At 49.1% G+C, this 21,832-nt stretch carries 22 protein-coding genes; 18 read left to right on the top strand and 4 right to left on the bottom strand.

What is annotated here, in order from left to right:
• The first annotated feature begins 3 nt into the window (after nt 1-3).
• The 9 genes from ACTRXF_RS10210 (at nt 4) to ACTRXF_RS10170 (ending at nt 8,687) form a co-directional block, all read left to right on the top strand.
• Nucleotides 4-1,362, top strand: coding sequence for an amidase (locus ACTRXF_RS10210; protein ID WP_474262201.1), 1,359 nt, complete (start codon nt 4-6; stop codon nt 1,360-1,362).
• Between the two features lie 64 nt (nt 1,363-1,426).
• Nucleotides 1,427-2,758: an ABC transporter substrate-binding protein gene (locus ACTRXF_RS10205; RefSeq protein ID WP_474262200.1), complete on the top strand. Its 1,332-nt coding sequence runs from the start codon at nt 1,427-1,429 to the stop codon at nt 2,756-2,758.
• Nucleotides 2,759-2,838: 80 nt separating this feature from the next.
• Nucleotides 2,839-3,717, top strand: coding sequence for a carbohydrate ABC transporter permease (locus ACTRXF_RS10200; protein ID WP_474279033.1), 879 nt, complete (start codon nt 2,839-2,841; stop codon nt 3,715-3,717).
• Entirely contained in the window at nt 3,717-4,586 is an 870-nt protein-coding gene (locus ACTRXF_RS10195) for a carbohydrate ABC transporter permease (RefSeq protein WP_474279031.1), read from the top strand. Before ACTRXF_RS10200 ends, ACTRXF_RS10195 begins: the two co-directional genes overlap by 1 nt.
• 24 nt (nt 4,587-4,610) lie before the next feature.
• Nucleotides 4,611-5,867 carry a histidinol dehydrogenase gene (gene hisD, locus ACTRXF_RS10190; protein ID WP_474279028.1) on the top strand — a complete coding sequence of 419 codons (1,257 nt, stop codon included), beginning with the start codon at nt 4,611-4,613 and terminating at the stop codon, nt 5,865-5,867.
• A 25-nt stretch (nt 5,868-5,892) separates the two neighbouring features.
• Nucleotides 5,893-6,588 (top strand): alpha/beta fold hydrolase, encoded by a 696-nt coding sequence (locus ACTRXF_RS10185; protein ID WP_474262196.1) that lies wholly within the window; start codon nt 5,893-5,895, stop codon nt 6,586-6,588.
• Between the two features lie 15 nt (nt 6,589-6,603).
• Nucleotides 6,604-7,368, top strand: a complete 765-nt coding sequence (locus ACTRXF_RS10180; RefSeq protein WP_474262195.1) for an HpcH/HpaI aldolase family protein — start codon at nt 6,604-6,606, stop codon at nt 7,366-7,368.
• A gap of 86 nt (nt 7,369-7,454) precedes the next feature.
• Entirely contained in the window at nt 7,455-7,631 is a 177-nt protein-coding gene (locus ACTRXF_RS10175) for a CsbD family protein (RefSeq protein ID WP_079476655.1), read from the top strand.
• A 177-nt stretch (nt 7,632-7,808) separates the two neighbouring features.
• Nucleotides 7,809-8,687 carry an AraC family transcriptional regulator gene (locus ACTRXF_RS10170; protein ID WP_474262194.1) on the top strand — a complete coding sequence of 293 codons (879 nt, stop codon included), beginning with the start codon at nt 7,809-7,811 and terminating at the stop codon, nt 8,685-8,687.
• 94 nt (nt 8,688-8,781) lie between these two features.
• Here the strand turns inward: ACTRXF_RS10170 and ACTRXF_RS10165 are convergent, their stop codons facing one another.
• From ACTRXF_RS10165 to ACTRXF_RS10155, 3 genes are read right to left on the bottom strand one after another with little or no spacing between them, the layout of a single operon-like run.
• Nucleotides 8,782-10,272 (bottom strand): phytoene desaturase family protein, encoded by a 1,491-nt coding sequence (locus ACTRXF_RS10165; RefSeq protein WP_474262193.1) that lies wholly within the window; start codon nt 10,270-10,272, stop codon nt 8,782-8,784.
• Nucleotides 10,269-11,375, bottom strand: a complete 1,107-nt coding sequence (locus tag ACTRXF_RS10160) for a glycosyltransferase family 2 protein (RefSeq protein ID WP_474262192.1) — start codon at nt 11,373-11,375, stop codon at nt 10,269-10,271. The genes ACTRXF_RS10165 and ACTRXF_RS10160 overlap by 4 nt, the downstream gene beginning before the upstream one ends.
• A 14-nt stretch (nt 11,376-11,389) precedes the next feature.
• The gene (locus ACTRXF_RS10155) at nt 11,390-12,100 is read right to left on the bottom strand and encodes a lysophospholipid acyltransferase family protein (RefSeq protein WP_474262191.1); all 711 of its coding nucleotides are present in this window, start codon (nt 12,098-12,100) and stop codon (nt 11,390-11,392) included.
• Nucleotides 12,101-12,381: 281 nt separating this feature from the next.
• Here ACTRXF_RS10155 and ACTRXF_RS10150 point away from each other — a divergent pair, with 281 nt between their 5' ends.
• Entirely contained in the window at nt 12,382-12,882 is a 501-nt protein-coding gene (locus ACTRXF_RS10150; protein ID WP_474262190.1) for a PTS sugar transporter subunit IIA, read from the top strand.
• 51 nt (nt 12,883-12,933) lie between these two features.
• Here ACTRXF_RS10150 and uppP read toward each other — a convergent pair whose 3' ends face one another.
• A complete protein-coding gene (gene uppP / locus ACTRXF_RS10145) occupies nt 12,934-13,764 on the bottom strand; it encodes an undecaprenyl-diphosphatase UppP (protein ID WP_474262189.1) in 831 nt (276 codons plus the stop codon).
• Between the two features lie 154 nt (nt 13,765-13,918).
• On the opposite strand from uppP, the gene ACTRXF_RS10140 reads away from it, so the two are divergent.
• The 8 genes from ACTRXF_RS10140 to lysA all read left to right on the top strand — a co-directional run bounded on the left by ACTRXF_RS10140 (nt 13,919) and on the right by lysA (nt 21,829).
• Nucleotides 13,919-14,458, top strand: coding sequence for an NUDIX hydrolase (locus tag ACTRXF_RS10140; protein ID WP_474262188.1), 540 nt, complete (start codon nt 13,919-13,921; stop codon nt 14,456-14,458).
• 225 nt (nt 14,459-14,683) lie between these two features.
• Nucleotides 14,684-15,172, top strand: a complete 489-nt coding sequence (gene fur / locus ACTRXF_RS10135) for a ferric iron uptake transcriptional regulator (RefSeq protein WP_474262186.1) — start codon at nt 14,684-14,686, stop codon at nt 15,170-15,172.
• Nucleotides 15,173-15,327: 155 nt separating this feature from the next.
• Complete coding sequence (xerD, locus tag ACTRXF_RS10130) at nt 15,328-16,215, top strand: site-specific tyrosine recombinase XerD (RefSeq protein WP_474262185.1); 888 nt, start codon at nt 15,328-15,330, stop codon at nt 16,213-16,215.
• A gap of 19 nt (nt 16,216-16,234) precedes the next feature.
• A complete protein-coding gene (gene deoB, locus ACTRXF_RS10125; protein WP_474262184.1) occupies nt 16,235-17,428 on the top strand; it encodes a phosphopentomutase in 1,194 nt (397 codons plus the stop codon).
• A 7-nt stretch (nt 17,429-17,435) separates the two neighbouring features.
• Nucleotides 17,436-18,263, top strand: coding sequence for a purine-nucleoside phosphorylase (locus ACTRXF_RS10120; RefSeq protein ID WP_474262280.1), 828 nt, complete (start codon nt 17,436-17,438; stop codon nt 18,261-18,263).
• Nucleotides 18,264-19,079 carry a purine-nucleoside phosphorylase gene (locus ACTRXF_RS10115; protein WP_474262183.1) on the top strand — a complete coding sequence of 272 codons (816 nt, stop codon included), beginning with the start codon at nt 18,264-18,266 and terminating at the stop codon, nt 19,077-19,079. It begins immediately after the preceding gene.
• 29 nt (nt 19,080-19,108) lie between these two features.
• Nucleotides 19,109-20,410, top strand: coding sequence for a pyrimidine-nucleoside phosphorylase (locus ACTRXF_RS10110; protein ID WP_474262182.1), 1,302 nt, complete (start codon nt 19,109-19,111; stop codon nt 20,408-20,410).
• Between the two features lie 93 nt (nt 20,411-20,503).
• The gene (gene lysA, locus ACTRXF_RS10105) at nt 20,504-21,829 is read left to right on the top strand and encodes a diaminopimelate decarboxylase (RefSeq protein WP_474262181.1); all 1,326 of its coding nucleotides are present in this window, start codon (nt 20,504-20,506) and stop codon (nt 21,827-21,829) included.
• The last annotated feature ends 3 nt before the right edge of the window (nt 21,830-21,832 follow it).

Genomic DNA, 21,832 nt, shown 5'->3' with positions numbered 1-21,832 from the left:
ATCATGAATTCCATCCGCAAGCTGCACGAAGGATATCAGCATAAATGGTTTTCTCCTGCGGAAATAGTTACGGACTGCCTGCGAAAAATAAAAGCCCGGGACAGCGAACTTCATTCCTTTATTTCCATAACAGAAGAAGAAGCAGTACTTGAAGCAAAAAACATAACTGAAGAATTTAATAAGGGCCATTTCGAAAGCAAGCTGGCGGGAATTCCTGTTTCCTACAAAGACATTATTAATACAAAAGGAACAAAAACGACCAACGGATCCTGGATTGATAGGAATTACGTTCCCAGTGAAGACGCTGCAGTGGTAACGAATCTAAAAAGCCGCGGGGCCATTAATTTGGGGAAGAACAATTTACATGAGTATGCGTTTGGGATTACATCAAAAAATCCCTTTTACGGGGACGTTCTCAATCCGTGGCATCAGGACTATATGGTAGGCGGGTCCAGCGGCGGCTCGGCGGCGGCTGTAGCTGCCGGCTTTTGCTGCAGTTCCGTTGGTACGGACACCGCAGGGTCCATCAGAATACCGTCCTCATGTACAGGAATCACCGGGTTAAAGGCGACGTATGGGCTCATCAGCACCGAAGGCATTTTTTCGTTATCCACTTCGATGGATCATGCAGGACCAATGGCTAATTATGTATCAGATATTTCTTTATTGCTTTATGGCATGCAAAAAACTACTCCTGGCAATCCACAGACAGGGGAAAGACCACTCAAGCTGGGCGTCCCCAAGCAGTACTTTAATGAAAACCTTAGTGCGGAGGTGCAGAAGGTGTACGACCAGTTTTTGGGAAACTGTCGTTCAATGGGAGCCGAGCTAATAGAAGTGGACACGGCTTTCTTCAACAGCTCCATTGAGCTGGCCCGGAAAATTGCCGCACCGGAGGTTACACTTGTACATCAGGGAAAAGCATCTCTTGATGATTACGCAGAAGATATCGGCCCCACGTTTGCACGGGGAGAAAAAGCTTCGGCGTTAGAATATTTGGAAGCTCTTAAACAGAAGGAAGAAATGACACTCAAACTTTCCAAACTATTTACACAGATGGATATTTTAGTAACTCCTACTCTTCCTGTTACCCCGCCGCGCCTGGGAGAAAACCAGGTTTTGGACGGGGAGCATATAAACGAAGCAATGATCAGATACACGTGCCCGTTCGACATTACAGGGCATCCGGCTCTGTCCATGCCCGGCGGCCTTTCGGGCGGTCAGCTGCCAGTGGGGATTCAATTAGTTGGAGGCTGGCATCAGGAGAAAACCGTGCTGCAGCTTGCTGAAGAATATGAACGTTTGTTTTTAACACCGTTTTATGAGCAGAGAAACAAGCAATGTGCAACTGCCGGCAAATAATGCTGCAGAATCAGCAGTGAAATTGGTTTGCAGCTTGCAGGCATAAAAAATAGGGGGCATAAAAATGTATAAAAAGCCATCACTGTTACTACTGTCCGGAACATTGGTTTCGTCACTGGCGCTTAGCGGCTGCGGTAATTCCTCGGGGGATGAAGATTTAGAAGGGGAGACAGTCACTGTAGCAGTTACCGAAGGAGATATCGGCCAGTTTAATGCATGGGAAGCGAGAAGTGAAGAATTCACGGAAGAAACGGGCATCGAAGTAGAATTCATCGGGGTGCCTTACAATAACCTGCTTGACCGCATTACTACTGAAGGTATTTCGGGAGAGGGCACCTTTGACCTGGTCACGTATCTGGATACGATGGGACCGTCTGTGCAGCAGTTTCTGGAGCCGTTAGATGAGTACGCTGCCGAGGACGACTATAATTTTGACCGCTTTCCGGAATCATCGTTAAATTTATCCACATTTGACGATGAGGTACACAGTCTGCCGGTTCGGGCAAACGCGCAATTGATGTTTTACCGTAAGGATGTTTTTGAGGATTTAGGCATCGATCCACCGGAGACATGGACGGAATTAGAGGAAGCAGGCAAAGAAATTACAGAAAATACAGAAATGTCAGCAATTTCCCCTTATTATCAGGGCGGAAACAACGGGCAGAACATGTACATGTGGACCTCTTACTTGTGGAGCAACGGAGCCGATATTTTCGACGAGGATATGAAGCCGGTGTTTAACTCTGAGGAAGGTATCGAAGCGACCCAGAGGTACGTTGACCTGTTAGTGGAAGATGAAATTGCCTCCCCGGGTTCTGTTTCCTTTGGGGAGCAGGATGCACGAACTGACTTTAAACAGGGGAATTCTGCCATGTGGGTCGGCTGGTGGTGGGTATATTCCGACTTTAACCTGAGTGATTCAGCAGACGAGGAAGTTCAGGGTAATGTCGGCTTTACTACTGTACCCGGCTGGGAAGGAAAAGGCAGCACCGCAAATATTTCTACTTTCCCACTGGGCATGATGAAGGATTCAGAGAATAAAGAAGCCGCCTGGGAATTCATGAAATGGGTAAGCGAGCCGGAAAACGAAAAAGAGATCGTCCTGGATGCATTGAATGGAGAATCGCCGTCTGATCAATTCTCCACCGACATTTCCCAGACGGAGAATTTTAATGACGAAGAATTAAATGAAGCGGGCGACGATCTGTTCAAAGTAGGCGGAGAAGCGTTTGGAAACGCCCAGACACTTCCAAAAATTCCGGAGTGGCCTGAAGTCTCAAATATTATCAGCAGTGCCATCTCAGACATGGCAGCCGGAGCCCCGGTAGAGCAAACGACGAATGAAGCGGCTGCGGAAGTAGAACAATTGTTGGAAGAAGAAGGATATTACGAATAAAACCATTCAGCCCCCTTACGGTGAAGGGGGCTCCCTAACAATGTTTTATCGGCATCGGCCTCAAAGAGGAGGATAAAGGCATGACCAATAAGTATTTTAAATATATACTGCTCGCCCCTGCACTTTTAATCGTTGGAACGATTACCGTGTTCCCGCTGGTCCGTTCACTCTGGATCAGTCTCCATGAATGGGATTTAACTGAAACGCTTGAAACCGGCCCCTTTGTAGGGTTTGATAATTATCTTCAGGCAATGTCGGACGGAAATTTCTGGAACAGCGTCATAGTGACGCTAATATTCACCATAAGCACTGTTTTTATCACCATTGCAGCCGCAATAGCTGTAGGTATGCTGCTGAGTAAAGAAAAAAAGCATCTGTCGTTTTTGCGGGCTGTACTGATCATTCCTTTTGCTTTAAGTCCGGCGCTGGTAGGGTACTCCTGGCGTTTTATGCTGAACCCGGATTACGGGCTGTTTGACCGGATTGTCGGATTTTTGGTTCCTCCGCTGTCAGATGTCGTCTGGCTCGGCAACCCTTCTACGGCAATGGCGGCACTAATTTCGGTGGCTGTCTGGATATGGCTGCCGTTTATGAGTCTCATGTTTATCAGCGGATTAATGGGCATGCCAGGAGAAGTATTTGAAGCAGCAAAAATCGACGGAGCTTCCGCTTTTCAGACGCTTTTCCGTATCACCCTGCCCATGCTGCAGCCGATCATTTTGATCGCCTCTATTCTGATGACGATGTTTGCCCTGAAACAGTTTGACCCCATTGTCACACTAACCAGCGGGGGACCGGGGAATTCCACCGAAGTTTTGAACTTCCTCATCTATAATACGTCCTTCAGGTATTATGACATGGGTTACGGAGCGGCTCTTGGCTACATTCTCGCCATTATAACGATCGGCTTCGTTCTTATTTACATGAGGAAACTCGTGAAAGGAGGCGAGTGGAACTAATGAATACTACAGCGGCACCTGCTACGGAAGAGAAGAAAGCCAAAGCACTGCACAAACGAAAAATAACGCTGGGTGTAGTGGAAACCATTGGCGTATTGCTCGTCGTAACGTTTTTGTTTCTGCCTATTTTTTGGATCACCTTAACTGCCTTCAAACCGGTATCGGAAGTGTATTCGTTAAGCGTGTTTTTCCAGCCGACCCTGGAGAACTTCAGCAGAATATTCAGCGCAGAGTATAATTTTGGGAGGTTTTACTCCAACAGTACCATAGTCGTGTTTTTCACGCTGCTGATCACTATGCCGGTCAGTGTACTGGCAGCCTACAGCATCTCCCGCTTTGACATGAAGGGGAAACAGGTATTCATGTTTGCGATTCTGGCAACGCAGTTTATCCCTTTAATCGTCAACGTGATTCCATTTTTCATTATGTTCCGGAACTGGGGGACCCTCGATACTACACTGGCGCTGATTATTGTAAATCTTGGCCACACGATTCCGTATGCGATCTGGCTGATTAAAGGCTTCATCGACAGCATACCGCAGGATATGGAGGAAGCAGGAATGATTGACGGGGCCGGCAGGCTTCGTGTCATATGGCATATTCTACTGCCGATGGCCCGGCCGGGTATTATCACTGCCGCTGTTTTCTGCTTTGTCATCACGTGGAACGAGTATATGTTTGCCCTTATTTTAACGAATGAGGAAGCCGTAACATTACCGGTGGCTCTGTCCTACTTTGTCGGTCAGAACGGTGTCATCTGGAATGAAATGGCCGCTGCAGGCATTATCTATGTGCTGCCAACAATTATATTTATGCTTATCGTCCGAAAGCAGTTCGTTAAAGGAATGAGTGCAGGAGCAGTGAAATAATTTATAGAACCTGGGAGGCGTTTTATGCAGTATTTAAAGAAAGCTGATGCCATTTCTTCTGAAGTGACGGAAGAAACAGAGCAGATTGTAAAACAAATTATTAAAGACGTGAAGCAGGAGGGTGACGAAGCGGTTAAACGCTATGAGGAAAAATTCAGCGATTCCGTACGGCCCATCCGTATTTCCGAAGAAGAAATGACCGAAAGCATTGCTTCTCTTTCAGACGAAACGAAGCGGTTGATCGAAAGAGTAGTGGATAGGGTGACGGCGTTTGCTGAAGCTCAGCTCGAATGCCTGCAGCCCCTGGATAAAGACTTTGGGGAAGGCATCCGGATGGGGCACCGGGTAATACCGGTGGAAAAGGTGGGAGCATATGTGCCTGGCGGCCGGTTTCCGCTGCTTTCCTCCGGACCGATGGTAACGGTGCCTGCCAAAGTGGCAGGTGCAAAACAAATTATTGCGTGCAGTCCGGCTAATTATAAGGGCAGCATTCATCCGGCGGTATTGTACGGGCTCCATTGCTCGGGGGTAACGGATATTTTCGCCATAGGCGGAGCGCAGGCTGTGGCAGCAATGGCGACAGGAACAGAAACGGTGCCGGAGGTCGATGTCATTGCCGGGCCGGGCAACCGGTTTGTAGCAGAAGCGAAAAGACAGGTGTTCGGCAAAGTGGGCATCGACCTGATTGCCGGGCCGAGTGAAGTGCTCGTGTTTGCCGATGAGCATGCAAAGCCCGAATGGTGCGCAGCAGACCTATTAGCCCAGGCAGAACACGATCCAAATGCCAGAGCCATTCTTGTTTCCACCTCGGAAGAACAGGCCGCCCAGACAATCATTGAGGTGGAAAAATATTTGAAGCAGTTTTCTGAAGATTCACCGGCTCACGCGGCATGGGAAAAAGCGGGAGAGGTTGTTGTTGTAGACAGCACCAGCCAGGGCATCGACGTGTGTGATGACTACGCTATCGAACATCTGCACGTGCACCTGCGATCGTATGAGGAGATTAAGGACAGATTGAGCAATTACGGCTCCATATTTTTAGGGGAAGAAAGCTCCGTGGTCTTCTCAGACAAGGTTTCAGGAACCAATCATACCCTGCCAACGCAGCGGGGCGCCCGTTACACCGGAGGACTATGGGTAGGGAATTTTGTGAAAATCGCCACCCATCAGGAAATTACAGGCAGAGGCACCCAGCATCTGGCCGCTCATGCTACAGCACAATCCGAAATTGAAGGATTGGAAGGGCACCGTTTGTCGGCAGAGGTGCGGCTGGAAAAATAAGTACTCCAAAAGGAGGGGGAGCAGCATGGAACCTCTTGTATTAATTCCCGGTACGTTGTGTACGTCAGCGTTATGGGAGCATCAACACCGTGCTTTTTCTGCTGATAGAGAGATCATCATTCCAGACATGACCCGGGACGCCTCCGTGAAGGAGATGGCGGAGCGAATACTGGGCAGTGTTTCCGGATCCTTTTCGCTTGCCGGGCTGTCGCTTGGCGGCATTGTGGCTATGGAAATAATGAAAGAGGCTCCGGACCGGGTGAACAAGCTGGCACTGCTCGATACCAATCCCTATCCCCCGACTAAAGAACAGATAGAGCTTTGGGATAATCAGCAGAAGCAGCTGCAGGCAGGCGGCTTCGAACAAATGGTTTCGGAGCAGTTCCTGCCTGGTGCTGTATTTCAGGAACATGCTGGTGAGAGCGTTAAAGAAGTAATTCGGCAAATGAGTCAGGATGTCGGGGAAGAGGGCTACTACAGGCAGCTTGAAGCCAATAAAACGCGCCCGGGGGCGGTAGACGTGCTTTCTGCTGTAAAGTGTCCGGCGCTGGTTTTGGCAGGCAGGCAGGATGCGCTGTGCGGGCCTTCCATGCAGGAAGATCTCGCGAAGAAAATACCGGGTGCAAAATTGGTTTTGATTGACCAGTGCGGCCATTTAAGTCCTCTGGACCAGCCCGAAGCAGTAACAGCAGTTTTATCCTATTGGCTTCAGGAAAACTAACAAAGGAAGATGAAAATGCTGAAAAACGAGGTTAAAGATAAGATTAAAAAAAACGAGCTGACCCAGGGGGCTATCACAAGCCTCTATTCGCCGGCAATCGTAGAGATGCTCGGATACGCAGGCTATGAGTTTATTATCATGGACGATGAGCACGGCGCCTACAGCGGGGCAGAGATGGAGGAAATGATCAGAGCCGCCCGGCTAGTCGGAATGGTGCCTATCATACGCGTGAGCTATGATCCCTCGAGCATTCAAAAGGCATTGGACCGCGGGGCTCTGGGTATCCAGGTGCCGATGGTAAATTCCCGGGAAGAAGCAGTAAAGGTGGTACGGGCAGCAAAATATCCACCGTATGGAACACGGGGAACCGCGTTTTCGATGAGGGCCGCAGGATACGGTTTCCACGGCGGAGAAGCGTTTATGAATGCGTCCGATGAACAAATTTTAGTGAGCGTTCAAATTGAAACCCCGGCAGCGGCCGAAAATTTTACGGAAATTATGGAGGTACCCGGCATCGACATGGCGTTTTTAGGACCGACGGATTTGTCCGTTAATATGGGGTATAGAAACGGAGCAGACAACCCGGAAGTGCAGGAGGTGCTTAGAGGGCTGTATCAAAAAAGTGCAGATATGAAAATGCCCCTCGGTACGATTGCAAGCTCCCGGGAAGACGTGCTTCAGGCACAGCAGAAAGGTGCCTGCTTTGTTTCACTCGTTATCACCAATGTCATAAAACAGGCATTGATGGCCAGCCTGGCCCCGAAGCAGTCTGCCAATTAAATATGCACGATGGGGAAAGTCTTCTGTTTGACGCTGCCTGCTGAAGGGAACTGCTGATGTAGACAGACATCATGGAGGGATCACAGATGAGCGGTAAAAAAGGTTTTGGCGACAAACTGAAAGGAAACGCGAACAAGGTCAAAGGGGAAGCAAAAGACCGTATGGGAAGCGCCACAAACAATTCAAAGATGCAGCGCGAAGGAAAGAAAGACAAGCTTAAAGGCGTCGCCCAGGATAAAAAAGGCGATTTTAAAAACAAATAATGAAATGGAATAGAAGTTTTCCCGTGAGGGGCTTCTATTTCTTTTTTTTATGATATACATAGTCCGGTGCGCTTCTTAATCAGAAAGCTAATAGTTATCATCCGACTTTATCAGGCACGAAAAGCAGGGCACGTATTTCAGGGGATTGATATTCTCTAAATAAGAGAGGTCATTATTATGGATAGTTTACAGGAAATGAATAACGCCCTGCGTTATATTGAGAATCACTTAACGGAGGTAATCGATTTTCAGGAAGTGGCCCGTATTGCCTGCTGCTCGGAGTACCATTTTAAGCGGATGTTTTCTTCTTTAGCAGGCGTCCCGGTATCGGAATATATCCGGCGCCGCCGTTTAACGATGGCAGCGCTTGATCTTCAGCGTCGCCAGGTACGTGTTATCGATACAGCGTTAAAATATGGCTGCGATTCGCCCGATTCGTTTACGAGGGCCTTTCAGAAGCTGCACGGTGTAACTCCTTCAGAAGTAAAACGGCACGGAATTTCTTTAAAAGCATATCCAGGGATGACCTTTCAACTATCTGTCCAGGGAGGAAACGAAATGAACTACCGTATAGAGAAAAAAGAAGCTTTTCGAATCGTCGGCATAAGTAAAAGAGTTCCTATCATCTTTGAGGGAGAGAACCCTGAAATTAATGCGATGTGGAAATCCTTGAACGAGGAGAAAATAAATGAATTACTTGCGCTGTCAAACGGTGAACCGGCGGGGCTCATTCAAGCTTCCGTGAATTTCTCTGAAGCACGCATGGAAGAACAGGGAGGGCTGGATCATTATATTGGCGTAATTACTGATAAAAAAAGCCCTGAAACATGGGACGTGCTGGAAGTGCCTGCTTCCACCTGGGCTGTATTTACCTCTGAGGGACCTTTTCCAAGTCATCTTCAAACAACGTGGGGACAAGTATATTCGGAATGGTTTCCTTCTTCCGGTTATCAGCAAGCATCCGGCCCGGAAATGCTGTGGATGGAGGGAGATCAGTTTGATAAGCCTGATTTCAAAAGCGAAATATGGATTCCAGTGGAGGAGAGAGAGGAATAGTTCCCCTCTTTCTATTACAAACAGCCCCGCTTTTATCGTAAGCGGGGCTGTTTGTATGCGCTGCTTTTATTAGAAAAGCAGAAAGCTTCTCATTTTAATTTTTCCCCCAGAAATCAAGCAAAACACCGTTATCCTTAAGGAGGGCGGAGGCAGCAAGAACGCCGCTGGTAGTCACCATGGGCGAGCCGCCGCCAGGGTGGGTGGAACCGCCGGCAAAGTAAACATTCTTCAAATCCTGGGAGCGGTTGAATGGCCGGAGAAACGCATCCTGCCGCCGGTTGGATGCGAGACCGTAAATGGAGCCCCTGTAAGCGCCAAACGTTTCTTCCAGATAAGACGGACCGAGTACTCGTTCCTCCACAATATGCGGACGCAGAAAAAGGCCAAACTCCTCAAGCTTGTCGTATACAAGATTTCTGTACGATTGTTTTTCCTCTTCTGTCATGGCGCCGCCGGGAAGTGCTGGTGCGTTAATAAGAATAAACAGGTTGTCGCCGTCCGGGGACTGGCCGCGGTCGCTGTAGGAGGAGTTGCTGATATAAATGGTTGGATCATCTGGAAATACTCCGTGCTTGAGCTGCTCAAACTCTTTTGGATAATCGGCAGAAAAGTAGACCTGGTGATGCTTTAACTGCGGAAGGCGGGTGTTGAGTCCGGCCATGATCACAAATGCTGAAATAGATGGCTCGGGATGAGCTGGAACGGTCCGGCTCTTTTGACTGAAGCCCTGGAAAAGTAACGGATACTGGCTGAGAAGATCCCCATTTAATAATACACTGTCCACTTCCAGAGATCCTGAGGCTGCATGCACGGTTTGAGCACGTCCATTGCGGGTGGAAACGTGGTATACGGGATCATTGAACGAAAAGGTAACGCCAAGCTCTTTGGCTGTTTCATAAAACACGTCGGCAATCTTTACGTTTCCGCCCGGAGTATAGTACACGCCGTCAGCGAGCTCGAGGTGGGCAATCAGCGCGAATGTTGCCGGAGCATCATACGGCGAAGAGCCGATATAGGTCGCATAACGGTCGAACGCCTGCTGCACATCCGGATGCTCGAAAAACCGCCGGTGGAAAGCATGCATGGTAGTGGCCGGACGCACTTTGCGAAGGGCAAGGGCGAGCCCCGGTGAAAGGTAATCCAGCGGCGACTCGAAGGTGCGCTGCAGAAAATTTTCAGTAGCGAGGATGTAAAGCCGTTTCACTTCCCGAAGGTAGTCATCGTACCGGCTGGCGTCGGATTTTGAAAGACGGGCAATGGCCTGTCTTGTTTCTTCGGCATCTGAGGAGACGTTGAGCATGCTGCCGTCAGGGAAGTAATTACTGGTATGCTCCGGCAGCTGTTTGAACGGAAGGAGCTGCCCGGGATCCTTGCCGGCAAAAGCAAGTACGCGGTGAAATATATCCGGCATCGTAATGGTGTTAGGACCATAATCAAATGTATGATTTCCCAGCTGAAACGGGCGGAGTTTTCCTCCAGCCCGTTCGTTTTTTTCGTATACAGTAACGTTTTCCCCGGTTTTAGCGAGTACAATGGCAGCACTTAAGCCTCCGAGTCCGGCGCCGATAACAGCAGTAGTTGTCATTGATAGGTCCGCCCTTTCCATGAATAGCCTTTTTTCGTTTTGTCCAGATAAATCGAATACAGCAGCACAGCAATCATGGCTCCCGAAGATAGAGGCTGTACGAGTACTGTCCACCACGGATGGGAAGCTTTTATCGTAATCCCAGCGCGAAGCAAAGCCGTCAGCACGTATGGGACAGCGAGCTGCCACTCGGACATGGCAATGGCAGCCAGCAGAAGAAAGGCCGGGACGATAAAAAAAAGAGTATGAACAGTGATGACGGCCAAAGCAATGATCGCCGAGCGGCCGATCCCCGGAAAAATATTTTTGCTGAAGCCAAGCCACGCTTCCCGGCTGGACGTATACATATAACAGGTAACCGCAGGGCCCGGAGAAACGAGCAGTGTTTTTAAGTGTTTTGATTTTATGTTTTGGGCAAGTGCCATATCATCCACGAGCGCCTGTTTAACAGCAGCATGACCCCCGGCCTGGTCGTAGGCTGTCCGGCTGAAAAACAAAAAAGCCCCGTGTGCTGCAGTAAAGGCCCTCCAGGTGGTGCGGTTAGCGGCTGCGACGGGCAAGTGGGCATACACGACAAAATGCTGCATATACACAAGCAGCCGGCCCCAGAAGCCTTCTGTTTTGAAATGAGGAAACCCGGTAACCAGACCGGCATCGTGCTTCTGAAGAGCCCCCTCTGCCCAGCGGAGGGCGTCCGCGTGCAGTCTTACATCGGCATCAACAAAACACAAATACTGTCCGGCAGCTTCACTCGACAACTGATGGCACGCATGTACTTTGCCGTTCCAGCCGTCCGGCAGCGTGGTTCCCTCAATGTAGCGGGCATTAGGCCAATAGCGTACAGCATCCTGCAGGAGCATTTTTGTGCGGTCAGTCGAATGGTCATCGAGAAAGATAAATTCTGTTTTTAGATCGTCCGCCTGGCGGAGGCTCCGCACAAGCGCTGGCACGTTCCGTTCTTCATTCCGAAGCGGTACAAGAACGCTGATCAAGCCCGGTCGCTTCGGTACCGAAAACGAGGCGAGAGAAGGAAGGGTCCACACGTTAATGATCGTAAATACCGTCCAGGCGCTGAGGATGCATATGAGAATCCATAGGAACATGGCGGGAGTCCTTTCTATTTTTTCTGCCGGAGGGAGGTCCACCAGCTGCTCATCGTCTGTGAACCTCTCAAAACGGTAGTGTAGTTCTCCATATGCTCGTAAGCGATGTCTTCACGCATCTCGTCCCATTGATGCTGCAGGTGACGCTCCAGCGCGTCCTGAGATGCCGCTCTCGAAGCGAGGTTCTCCGGGGTCCTCGGGAGCGGTGGGCCGATGTTTATGAAGATTTCAGGCTTTTGATGGTGCAAAAATGTGTAGTGCATCGTAACCGGTACAAACGGTACATCCACCCGGGGAAGCAGATAGGAAATGCCGGGCTGAAGAGTGATCGGAAACTGATCGGCATGGGTTTCTGCCCCTTGCGGGAATAGCCAGACGTGATGACCGTTCACGAGTTTATCCTCTGTGTAGCGGAGGGCATTAATAACATCGCGGCGGCTGCTGCGGTCCACCGAGTAGGCTCCGAGCCTGCGGAAAAATGGGAATTCGCGCAGCCCTTCTTCGTCCATCATGACGTAGCCCGGGTGACGGAACCAGTGTTTATTTAAAAAGTAGATTAAAAGGCCGTCCCACCAGTTGCTGTGATTCACATAAAAAAGCGCAGCATCGTCGGTGTAGATGCTGTTATTGTGCATATGTACGGCTGAGAAATGCTTTTGGATCAAGCGCCGGTCATACAAATAAAACAACTTCTCAAAAAGTGGCTGTTTATTTTCTGTAATCATCTGCGCACCCCCTGTGTTGGACTGTATGTATAGAATTCAGGTTTAAATTGTTATAAAAAGAAGGTATATACAATTAGAATAGAGTTCTATTCCTTATTTGCGCGTATTTAAAACGTGTTGTATAAACGTACAAAAAAAGAGTATTACATCAGGCATTCTCTGGAATGTTATGGTAAAGACGTTCCGGAAAGTTTGTGCGCAGGCGTGAAGTTCGTTACACTTACTAAAGCATACGCACAGCTTGAACGCAGTTGTGACTATATAAGAAGGAAGTGAATAAAATGTTAAAAAAACTATTTGGAAAAGAACAAAAGCCTGTAGAAGTCACCATAAAATCGCCGGTCAGCGGGGCATTCGTTGATATTACAGAAGTGCCGGATCCGACATTTTCAGAAAAAATGATGGGAGAAGGTTTTGCGGTTGATCCATCGGAAGGAATTATTCTTTCACCGGTTAAAGGAAAGGTGGAACAGATCTTTCCAACGAAGCACGCCATTGGCATCCGTTCAGAGGAAGGACTTGATGTATTAATTCACATCGGACTTGAAACGGTGTCTCTCGACGGAGAAGGCTTTACATGCAAAGTATCCGAAGGAGACAGCGTGGAAGAGGGCGATCTGCTGATGGAATTTGATATGGATGTGATCAGTGAAAAAGCTGCCAGCAAAATCACGCCAGTCGTATTCACGGAAGGCGATCAGGTCGAAAATATCCAGATGAACAGCGAAAACCGCCTGAAAGCGGGAGAAACCGTAGTAGCGACTATCACTGTCAAAAAATAATGAAATACAAAATCCAGCCGGAGTCCGGCTGGATTTTTATGTGATAAACGATTATTCGACTACTGTACTTCCCGGATCGAGAAATAAAATAGTCACAAGCGCGAGCAGGAAGCAGTAGATTGCAAAGTAAGTGAGCTTTCCTTTATTCAGGAAGTTAATCAGCCATACGATGCCGAGCCATGAAGTGATCAGTGAGGCAATGAATGCAGCAATAAGCGATACTGCCCCAATAGAAGCGAGGCTGCCGTCTGTAATATCACCGAGGGCGAGCACGGTTGATCCTAAAATGACAGGGATCGAAAGCAGAAATGAAAACCGGACCGATGTCTCCCGGTCCAGACCGGAAAACAACGCAGCAATCAGCGTGCTTCCGGATCTTGAAATGCCGGGAATGACAGCCACCGTCTGTGCAAGGCCGACAATGACCGCATCGAGCGTCGTCATTTCATTAACGGTACGGCTGCCAATGGTGTAGGCCCGCTCGATGATGATGAGAAAAATGCCGGTCAGGGTAAGCGATATAGCAATCATCACCGGCGTTTTCAGAGCGCTGCCAAGCGAATCTTCAAGGAAGACGCCAAGAATACCGGTAATAACGGTTGCAAGTACTATGTACAAACAAAGGAAAAATTCAGGGCGGTCCTCCCGGTTCCTTTTGGCGATATACCGGAAAAATACCTGAATCAGATGAAGAATGTCTTTGCGGAAATAAAAAATGACGGCTACGATTGATCCCAGGTGCAAGAAAATTTCAAATGAGAGGCCGGGGATCGAATGGCCGAGGAGAAATTCTGCAATGATGATATGGGCGGTACTTGAAATCGGCAGGAATTCTGCAATTCCCTGGACGATTCCTAGAAAAATAGCTTCAAAAATATTCATGGTTCCAACTCCTCCATCAGATTACTTGGATAGTGTAGCAAATCTGGTGATAATTAGGAAGAGTGAAAATAAGCAAATGACTATTCTCACAGACAGTTAAAGACTGGTAAACTAAAACGAATGAATCACATTCGATGCAGAAAGGACGTTAACGATGAATTTTACAGAAAAAACAACGAATAAGAAAACAATATTTGAAGGAAAAATCGTCGATTTATCAGTGCATGACGTAACACTTCCGGACGGGCGGAGCAGCAAGCGTGAAGTGATTAATCACAGCGGTGCGGTTGCTGTGGTGGCGGTCACCCCGGAGCAGAAAATAGTTATGGTGAAGCAGTACCGGAAGCCGCTCGAAAAGCCGCTGGTTGAAATACCGGCCGGGAAACTCGAGGGTACTGACAGTCCTGAAGAAACAGCAGCCCGGGAATTAAAAGAAGAAACCGGGTACACTGCAGGGCGCCTGCAGAAAATTGCTTCATTTTATACCTCTCCTGGATTTGCAGACGAAATTGTTCATTTGTATGAGGCGTTCGAACTGGAGGCCGGAGAACCGGAAACCGAAGAGGATGAATTTATTGAACTGATGGAGGTAAGCGTGAAGGAAGCAGATGAATTGATCCAGAAAGAAGAAATTCATGACGCTAAAACCATGTACGCAGTGCAGTATGTAAAAACGATTCTCGGTCAGCGGTAATTGAGATTGAATATCGTCATTTATCTGTCACATAGGGAATTCATTGATAATCAATACCTGAATTACTGAAATTACGGGATAAACAAGGTTTATATGCAAATTTCATGCCAATTTATTTATAATGATTTTAAACTGAGAATGGTTATCGGTTTTATATTGACAGGCTTATTTAAAATTATTATAATAAGTTTATTACCCTTGAAGGAATAAGGGAGGTAGCGATAATTGGAAAATCGGGTAGAACGTATTAAAAAACAGCTGCATGAACAGAGCTACAAGCTAACCCCGCAAAGGGAAGCAACCGTACAGGTGCTTTTGGAAAATGAAGAAGATCATTTAAGTGCAGAAGATGTGTACCTTCTGGTAAAGGAAAAAGCGCCGGAGATTGGTCTTGCCACCGTGTACAGAACACTGGAATTACTTAATGAACTTGAAGTTGTGGACAAAATCAACTTTGGTGACGGAGTTTCACGGTATGACCTTCGAAAAGAAGGAGCCAGCCACTCTCATCACCATCTCGTCTGCATTGAATGCGGAACAGTTGATGAAATCCAGGAGGACCTGCTTGCAGAGGTCGAAAAGATTGTAGAAAAAGACTATCAGTTTAAAGTGAAAGATCATCGTTTAACATTCCACGGTGTCTGCCACCGCTGTCAGGCGAAGGCAAAAAAGGACAAAGAAAGTGCGGAGGCTCCTTCGCTGCACACGAATTAACATATGCACGGGCATCGTCTTTTGACAAAAAGCGGTGCTTTTTTTATTTTACAGTATAATGAAAGCGGTATATTTACTGGCGCATTCGCCCTTTCCTAGTAATAAGCGACTATGCTATTCTTAGAAGGGAAGATTGGGAAGCAGGAGGCGGTCGTATGACCACGGAGGTACTGGACTTTATTCATTATTGCCAAGTTGAAAAAGGCCTCTCCAAAAATACGATTCAGTCGTATCAAAGAGACCTGGAACACTATAGAAAATTTATGCAGCTCCGGGAGAAGAAATCATGGGCGGATACTGAGCGTGCGGACATTGTGGATTTTTTGTATGCCCAAAAAGAAGCCGGACGCTCTACAGCTACGCTGGCGCGCTTTTTGTCATCGGTCCGGGCGTTTCACCAGTTTCTTCTGCGTGAACAGGTGGTAAAAAAAGACCCTGCAGAGTTGATTGAAATCCCGAAAGGGGAAAAGAAGCTTCCGACCGTGCTGTCTACTCAGGAAGTTGAGCGGCTGCTCACAGCGGCCGAGGGCACAACAGCCTTTGCAAAGCGGAATCATGCGATGCTTGAGTGCATGTACGCTACCGGTCTGCGGGTGACTGAACTGTGTGAATTGAAAATGTCTGATGTGCATCTGCAGATGGGATTTATCCGCTGTATCGGTAAAGGAAACAAAGAAAGGATCGTTCCGCTTGGGAAAGTGGCTTCCGAGGCTATTGACACGTACATACATCACGGTCGCAGTACCCTGATGAAAAGCAAACGTCATGAGCTGTTATTTGTTAATCATCACGGCAATCCGCTTTCAAGGCAGGGTTTTTGGAAGATATTAAAAGCAACAGCAGGCCAAGCAGGGATAGAAAAAGCATTAACGCCGCATACCCTGAGGCATTCCTTCGCCACCCATCTGCTTGAAAACGGGGCAGATCTGCGGGCGGTCCAGGAAATGCTCGGACACGCCGATATTTCCACCACCCAGATTTACACCCATGTATCCAACCATAAATTAAAAGATGTATACCTGCAGGCTCATCCGAGAGCTTAGCAGAAAAGGAGAGAGAGTAATGGAAAACTACAAGTACCCACGCATTTTTTTAGTTGTTATGGATTCCGTCGGCATCGGCGAAGCTCCTGACGCTGAAGAATACGGAGACAAAGGGGCCGACACGCTCGGTCATATCGCCCAGCATATGAACGGAATCAAAATTCCGAACCTTGAACGACTCGGCCTTGGAAATATCCGGGAAATCCCGGGTGTAGAGGCGTCAGCGTCACCAACGGCTTCGTACGGTTATATGGAAGAAATGTCGCGAAGCAAAGATACGATGACCGGCCACTGGGAAATCATGGGCCTCTACATTGACGAGCCTTTCCGGACATTTCCGGATGGCTTTCCGGATGAGCTTTTGCAGCAGCTCGAACAGGAAACAGGCCGGGGTGTTCTCGGAAATAAAGTGGCTTCAGGTACCGAGATCATTGAAGAGCTCGGCGAAGAGCATCAAAAAACCGGAAAGCTGATTGTCTACACATCGGCGGATTCAGTGCTTCAAATCGCCGCACATGAGGATGAGGTGCCGATTGAAGAATTGTATGACATCTGCGAAAAAGCCCGGGCGATGACGTATGAAGCACCGTATATGATTGGCCGCGTGATTGCCCGCCCGTTCACCGGATCCCCCGGCAGCTATGAACGTACAGCGAACCGACATGATTACGCGCTTAAGCCGTTTGGCCGTACGGTCATGAATGACATTGAAGATGCCGGTCTTGACAGCATTGCCATTGGAAAAATCAGCGATATATATGACGGCGAAGGGGTTACGGAGTCGATCCGTACCTCCTCCAATATGGATGGCATGGACCGTGTTACAGAAACCGCGCAGAAATCCTTTACGGGTCTCAGCTTTTTAAATCTGGTGGACTTTGACGCTAAGTTCGGCCACCGCCGTGACCCGCAGGGATACGGAGAGGCGCTCGAGGAGTTTGACGCCAGGCTTCCAGAGCTGCTGGAAGCTATGGAGGAGAATGACCTTCTGCTTATTACTGCCGATCATGGAAACGATCCCGTGCATCACGGCACTGACCATACCCGTGAAATCGTACCGCTGCTTGCCTACAGCAAAAGCACCGGCTCTGCTCCACTTGGCACCCGGAAAACATTTGCCGATATCGGTGCCACGGTGGCGGATAATTTCCGTCTATCCATGCCGAAGTACGGTACAAGCTTTTTACAGCAATTAAAAAGGAAGGGTGAATAATTTGAGTATCCAGCAGCAAACCAAAGAAGCAGTTCAATACATTCAGTCCAATATCTCCGCTGTACCGACGACCGGGCTCGTGCTCGGTTCTGGCCTGGGGGTACTGGCCGATGAGATTAAAAACCCAGTCGTTCTAAAATATGAAAACATCCCGGGCTTTCCTGTTTCCACGGTGGAGGGCCACGCGGGCCAGCTTGTATTCGGTGAACTTGAGGGTATGCAGGTGGCAGCGATGCAGGGACGTTTTCATTACTATGAAGGCTATTCCCTTCAGGAAGTGACTTTTCCTATCCGCGTCATGAACGCGCTCGGAGTGAAACGGCTTCTTGTCACCAATGCTGCGGGCGGCGTGAACCATGACTTTGAACCGGGTGATTTGATGATTATCGATGATCACATCAACTGGCTCGGCGCTAATCCGCTTATTGGAGAAAATGATGCAGAACTCGGTCCCCGCTTTCCGGATATGAGCTCGGCGTATTCGAAAGGACTCGCCAAGATTGCTGACGAAGCGGCGCTGTCGCTGAACATCCGTATTCAGCGCGGCACATATATGGCAAATACCGGACCGGCCTATGAAACCCCGGCAGAGGTCCGCATGGCCCGGGTGCTGGGAGCGGATGCCGTCGGTATGTCCACGGTGCCGGAAGTAATCGTTGCCGTTCACGGAGGCATGGAAGTGCTCGGTATTTCCTGCATTTCAAACCTCGCTGCCGGTATGCTTGACCAGCCGTTAAGCCATGATGAAGTCATGGACACGACCTCAAAGGTCCAGGAAGATTTCTTGAAATTAATGAAAGAAACCCTTCGTCGGATCGCACAGGAGGATGCCTGAATGAATGCTGTAAAAATAAAAGAAGCAAAGGATTACATCCAGTCGAAGTACAGTGCAGCGCCTGCGGTCGGCATGATTCTTGGCTCCGGGCTCGGCGATCTGGCTGATGATATTGAAGCGGCTACTGTAATCCCATATGAAGACATTCCGCATTTTCCTGTCTCTACAGTGGAAGGCCATGCCGGACGTCTTGTCCTCGGCGAGCTCGAAGGAAAAACAGTCGTAGCGATGCAGGGCCGCTTTCATTACTATGAAGGCTATTCGATGCAGGAGGTGACATTCCCGGTCCGGGTGATGAAAGCGCTCGGCGCCGAGTTTTTATTTGTCACCAATGCGTGTGGAGGGATGCAGTCGTCGTTTCGGCCGGGGGACTTAATGGTGATTGAGGATCACATAAACTTTACCGGCACCAACCCGCTGATCGGCCGGAACGACAGCGATCTCGGGCCGCGCTTTCCCGATATGAGCCAGGCCTACGATCCAGTACTCCGCGGTAAAGCATTCCAGGCCGCTGAAACGCTTGAAATTGACTTGAAACGCGGCGTCTACGGCGGCATCGGCGGTCCAAACTTTTTGAGCCGGGCAGAGTTAATTCTGCTTCGGAACGTCGGCGCTGATGTAGTGGGCATGTCCACGGTGCCGGAGGTAATTGTGGCACAGCATGCCGGTCTGCGTGTGCTCGGTGTTTCATGTATTACTGATATGGCTATCGGCGAAGAAATCGTCAGCATATCCCACGAGGAAGTGATGGAAACGGCGGCCAAAACCAAACCGATTTTTATCTCTTTAATGAAAGAAATCGTCAAAAATACGTAATCAACAGCAATGTGTAAAGGGGCCATACTATGAGAATGGTGGATATTATTGCAAAAAAGCGCGATGGAAAAGAACTGAATGAAGAAGAAATCCGCTGGTTTGTGGAATCATACAGCAACGGCGAGGTGCCGGATTACCAGGCATCGGCGTTTGCGATGGCGATTTACTTTCAGGATATGACCCAGAAGGAATCTGCCGCGCTCACCTACGCGATGGCAGAGTCGGGCGATCAGCTCGACCTGTCGGCAATCGAGGGAATCAAAGTGGACAAGCACTCCACCGGAGGCGTCGGCGACAAAACGACGCTGATTATTGGACCGATTGTAGCAGCATGCGGCGTTCCTGTAGCGAAGATGTCCGGGCGCGGACTCGGGCATACCGGCGGCACGATTGATAAGCTGGAAAGCTTCCGCGGATTTGAAACAGAGATTCCAAAGGAAGAATTCGTCAATCTTGTTAATGAGCATAAAATTGCTGTCGCAGGTCAAAGCGGTAACCTCACCCCGGCAGACAAAAAGCTTTACGCCCTTCGGGACGTGACGGCGACCGTAAACTCTATTCCATTGATTGCAAGCTCGGTGATGAGTAAAAAAATCGCAGCCGGCGCAGACGCGATCGTGCTTGATGTAAAGGCGGGCTCAGGCGCCTTCATGAAAGAAGTGGAGGAAGCGAAGCGTCTGGCGGAAGCAATGGTGGAAATCGGCCAGTCACTCGATCGTAAAACGATGGCGGTCATTTCCAATATGGATCAGCCGCTCGGCCGGACCGTCGGGAATGCGCTCGAAGTAAAAGAAGCAATTGAAACGCTGCAGGGCAACGGGCCGGAAGATCTGCACGAGCTGAGCGTCACGCTTTCTTCCTATATGCTTGTCGCGGGCGGCAAAGCCGATACGCTCGAGCAGGCGGAAAAAATGGTGCTTCAGGTGATTGAAAACGGGGAAGCGCTTGAAAAAATGAAAGCATTTGTGAAAAATCAGCACGGTGATGCCTCCGCTGTGGATCATCCGGAGAGTCTTGCGGCTGCTGAGCACCGGGTAGAAGTGAAGGCGGAAGCCACCGGCTACGTACATGGTATTGAAGCCGAAGAAATCGGCGTAAGTGCGATGCTTCTCGGAGCCGGACGGGCCACCAAGGACGATGTGCTTGATTACAGTGTGGGCATCGAACTGACGAAAAAAATCGGTGACCCTGTACAAAAAGGAGATACAATTGCGGTCATGCACGTAAACGCCCAGGATAGCGCTGAGAGCGCCAGAAAAATTTCTGAAGCCTTTACGATTGCAGAAGCTGCGGTGGAAAAACCAGTCCTCATTTATGAAACCGTGCAGTAATTGCGCGGTTTCTTTACTTGCATAAAGCTTTTGTCTTTTTCGGAAGCGTGCTAAAATAAACGGACGAGGAGGAGCAACGAAGGAGAGAATAATATGCAGCTTCATGGAACGCACCATATAAATGAACACGGCCACCTGGAGATTGGCGGGGTGGATACCGTTAACATAAAGCAGGAGTACGGAAGCCCGGTTTACGTCTATGACGTCGCTTTGATGCGGGAGCGGGCCCGGGGATTTCAGCAGGCTTTTGAAGATAACGGAATGACGTATCAGGTGGCCTACGCGAGCAAAGCCTTCAGCTGCGTTGCAATGTCACAGCTGGCGAAAGAAATGGGGCTCAGTCTGGACGTGGTTTCCGGAGGAGAGCTGATGACGGCATCAAAAGCCGGTTTTCCTATGGAAAAAGTTCATTTTCACGGTAACAATAAAAGCGAAGCAGAAATCGCTCTTGCCATTGAGCTTGGCATCGGCTGTTTTGTGATTGATAATTTTCATGAAATTCAATTGATTGAGCAGCAGGCGGCCAGGCAGCAGACGCGTGTGGAAGCGTTGATCCGTACGACTCCGGGCATCGAGGCGCATACACATGAATACATTTCCACTGGGCAGGAGGATTCAAAGTTTGGCTTTGACCTGACGTCCGGCCAGGCAGACCAGGCTATTTACCGCCTGCAGCAGAGTCCGTCCATCAATATCAAAGGCGTGCATTGTCATATCGGCTCGCAGATTTTTGAAACGAGCGGATTTACAATGGCTATCAAAAAACTGTTTGATCAGTTTGTGCACTGGCAGGAGCACCTGCAGTTCACGCCGGATGTGCTGAACTGCGGCGGCGGCTTTGGGATCCGCTATGTGGAAGGGGACGAACCGCTGGCACCGGAGCAGTACGTGCAGGATATGATTCAGTCAGTCAAACAGGAAGCGCTCCGGACCGGCATGGATGTGCCGGAGATCTGGATTGAGCCCGGAAGGTCCATCAGCGGCGATGCCGGCACGACGTTGTATGACGTAGGGTCAAAAAAAGATATTCCCGGTGTCCGCCGGTACATTTCGGTGGATGGCGGCATGTCCGACAACATCCGCCCGGCATTGTATCAGGCAGAATATGAAGGCATTCTTGCCAACCGCGGCCATGAAAAAGCCGACGACACGTTTTCAGTCGCCGGCAAGCTTTGTGAAAGCGGCGATATGCTGATTTGGAATCTGCCGCTTCCGGAAGTGAAAACCAACGATACGCTGGCGGTTTTCTGTACAGGAGCCTATGGGTACTCCATGGCCAACAATTATAACCGTCTCCCGCGTCCGCCGGTCGTCTTCGCCGAAGACGGGGAATCGCACCTGGTGGTTCGCGGAGAGACATACGAAGATATTCTTCAGTACGACCTGTCCTATGAGCCAGCAAAGGCAAAAACAAAATAAAAA

The sequence above is a fragment of the Marinococcus sp. LNHM3E3-2.2 genome (genome assembly GCF_056034385.1).
The sequence above is the reverse complement of the archived record's forward strand: the minus strand, read 5'-3'. Positions and strand labels throughout refer to the sequence as shown.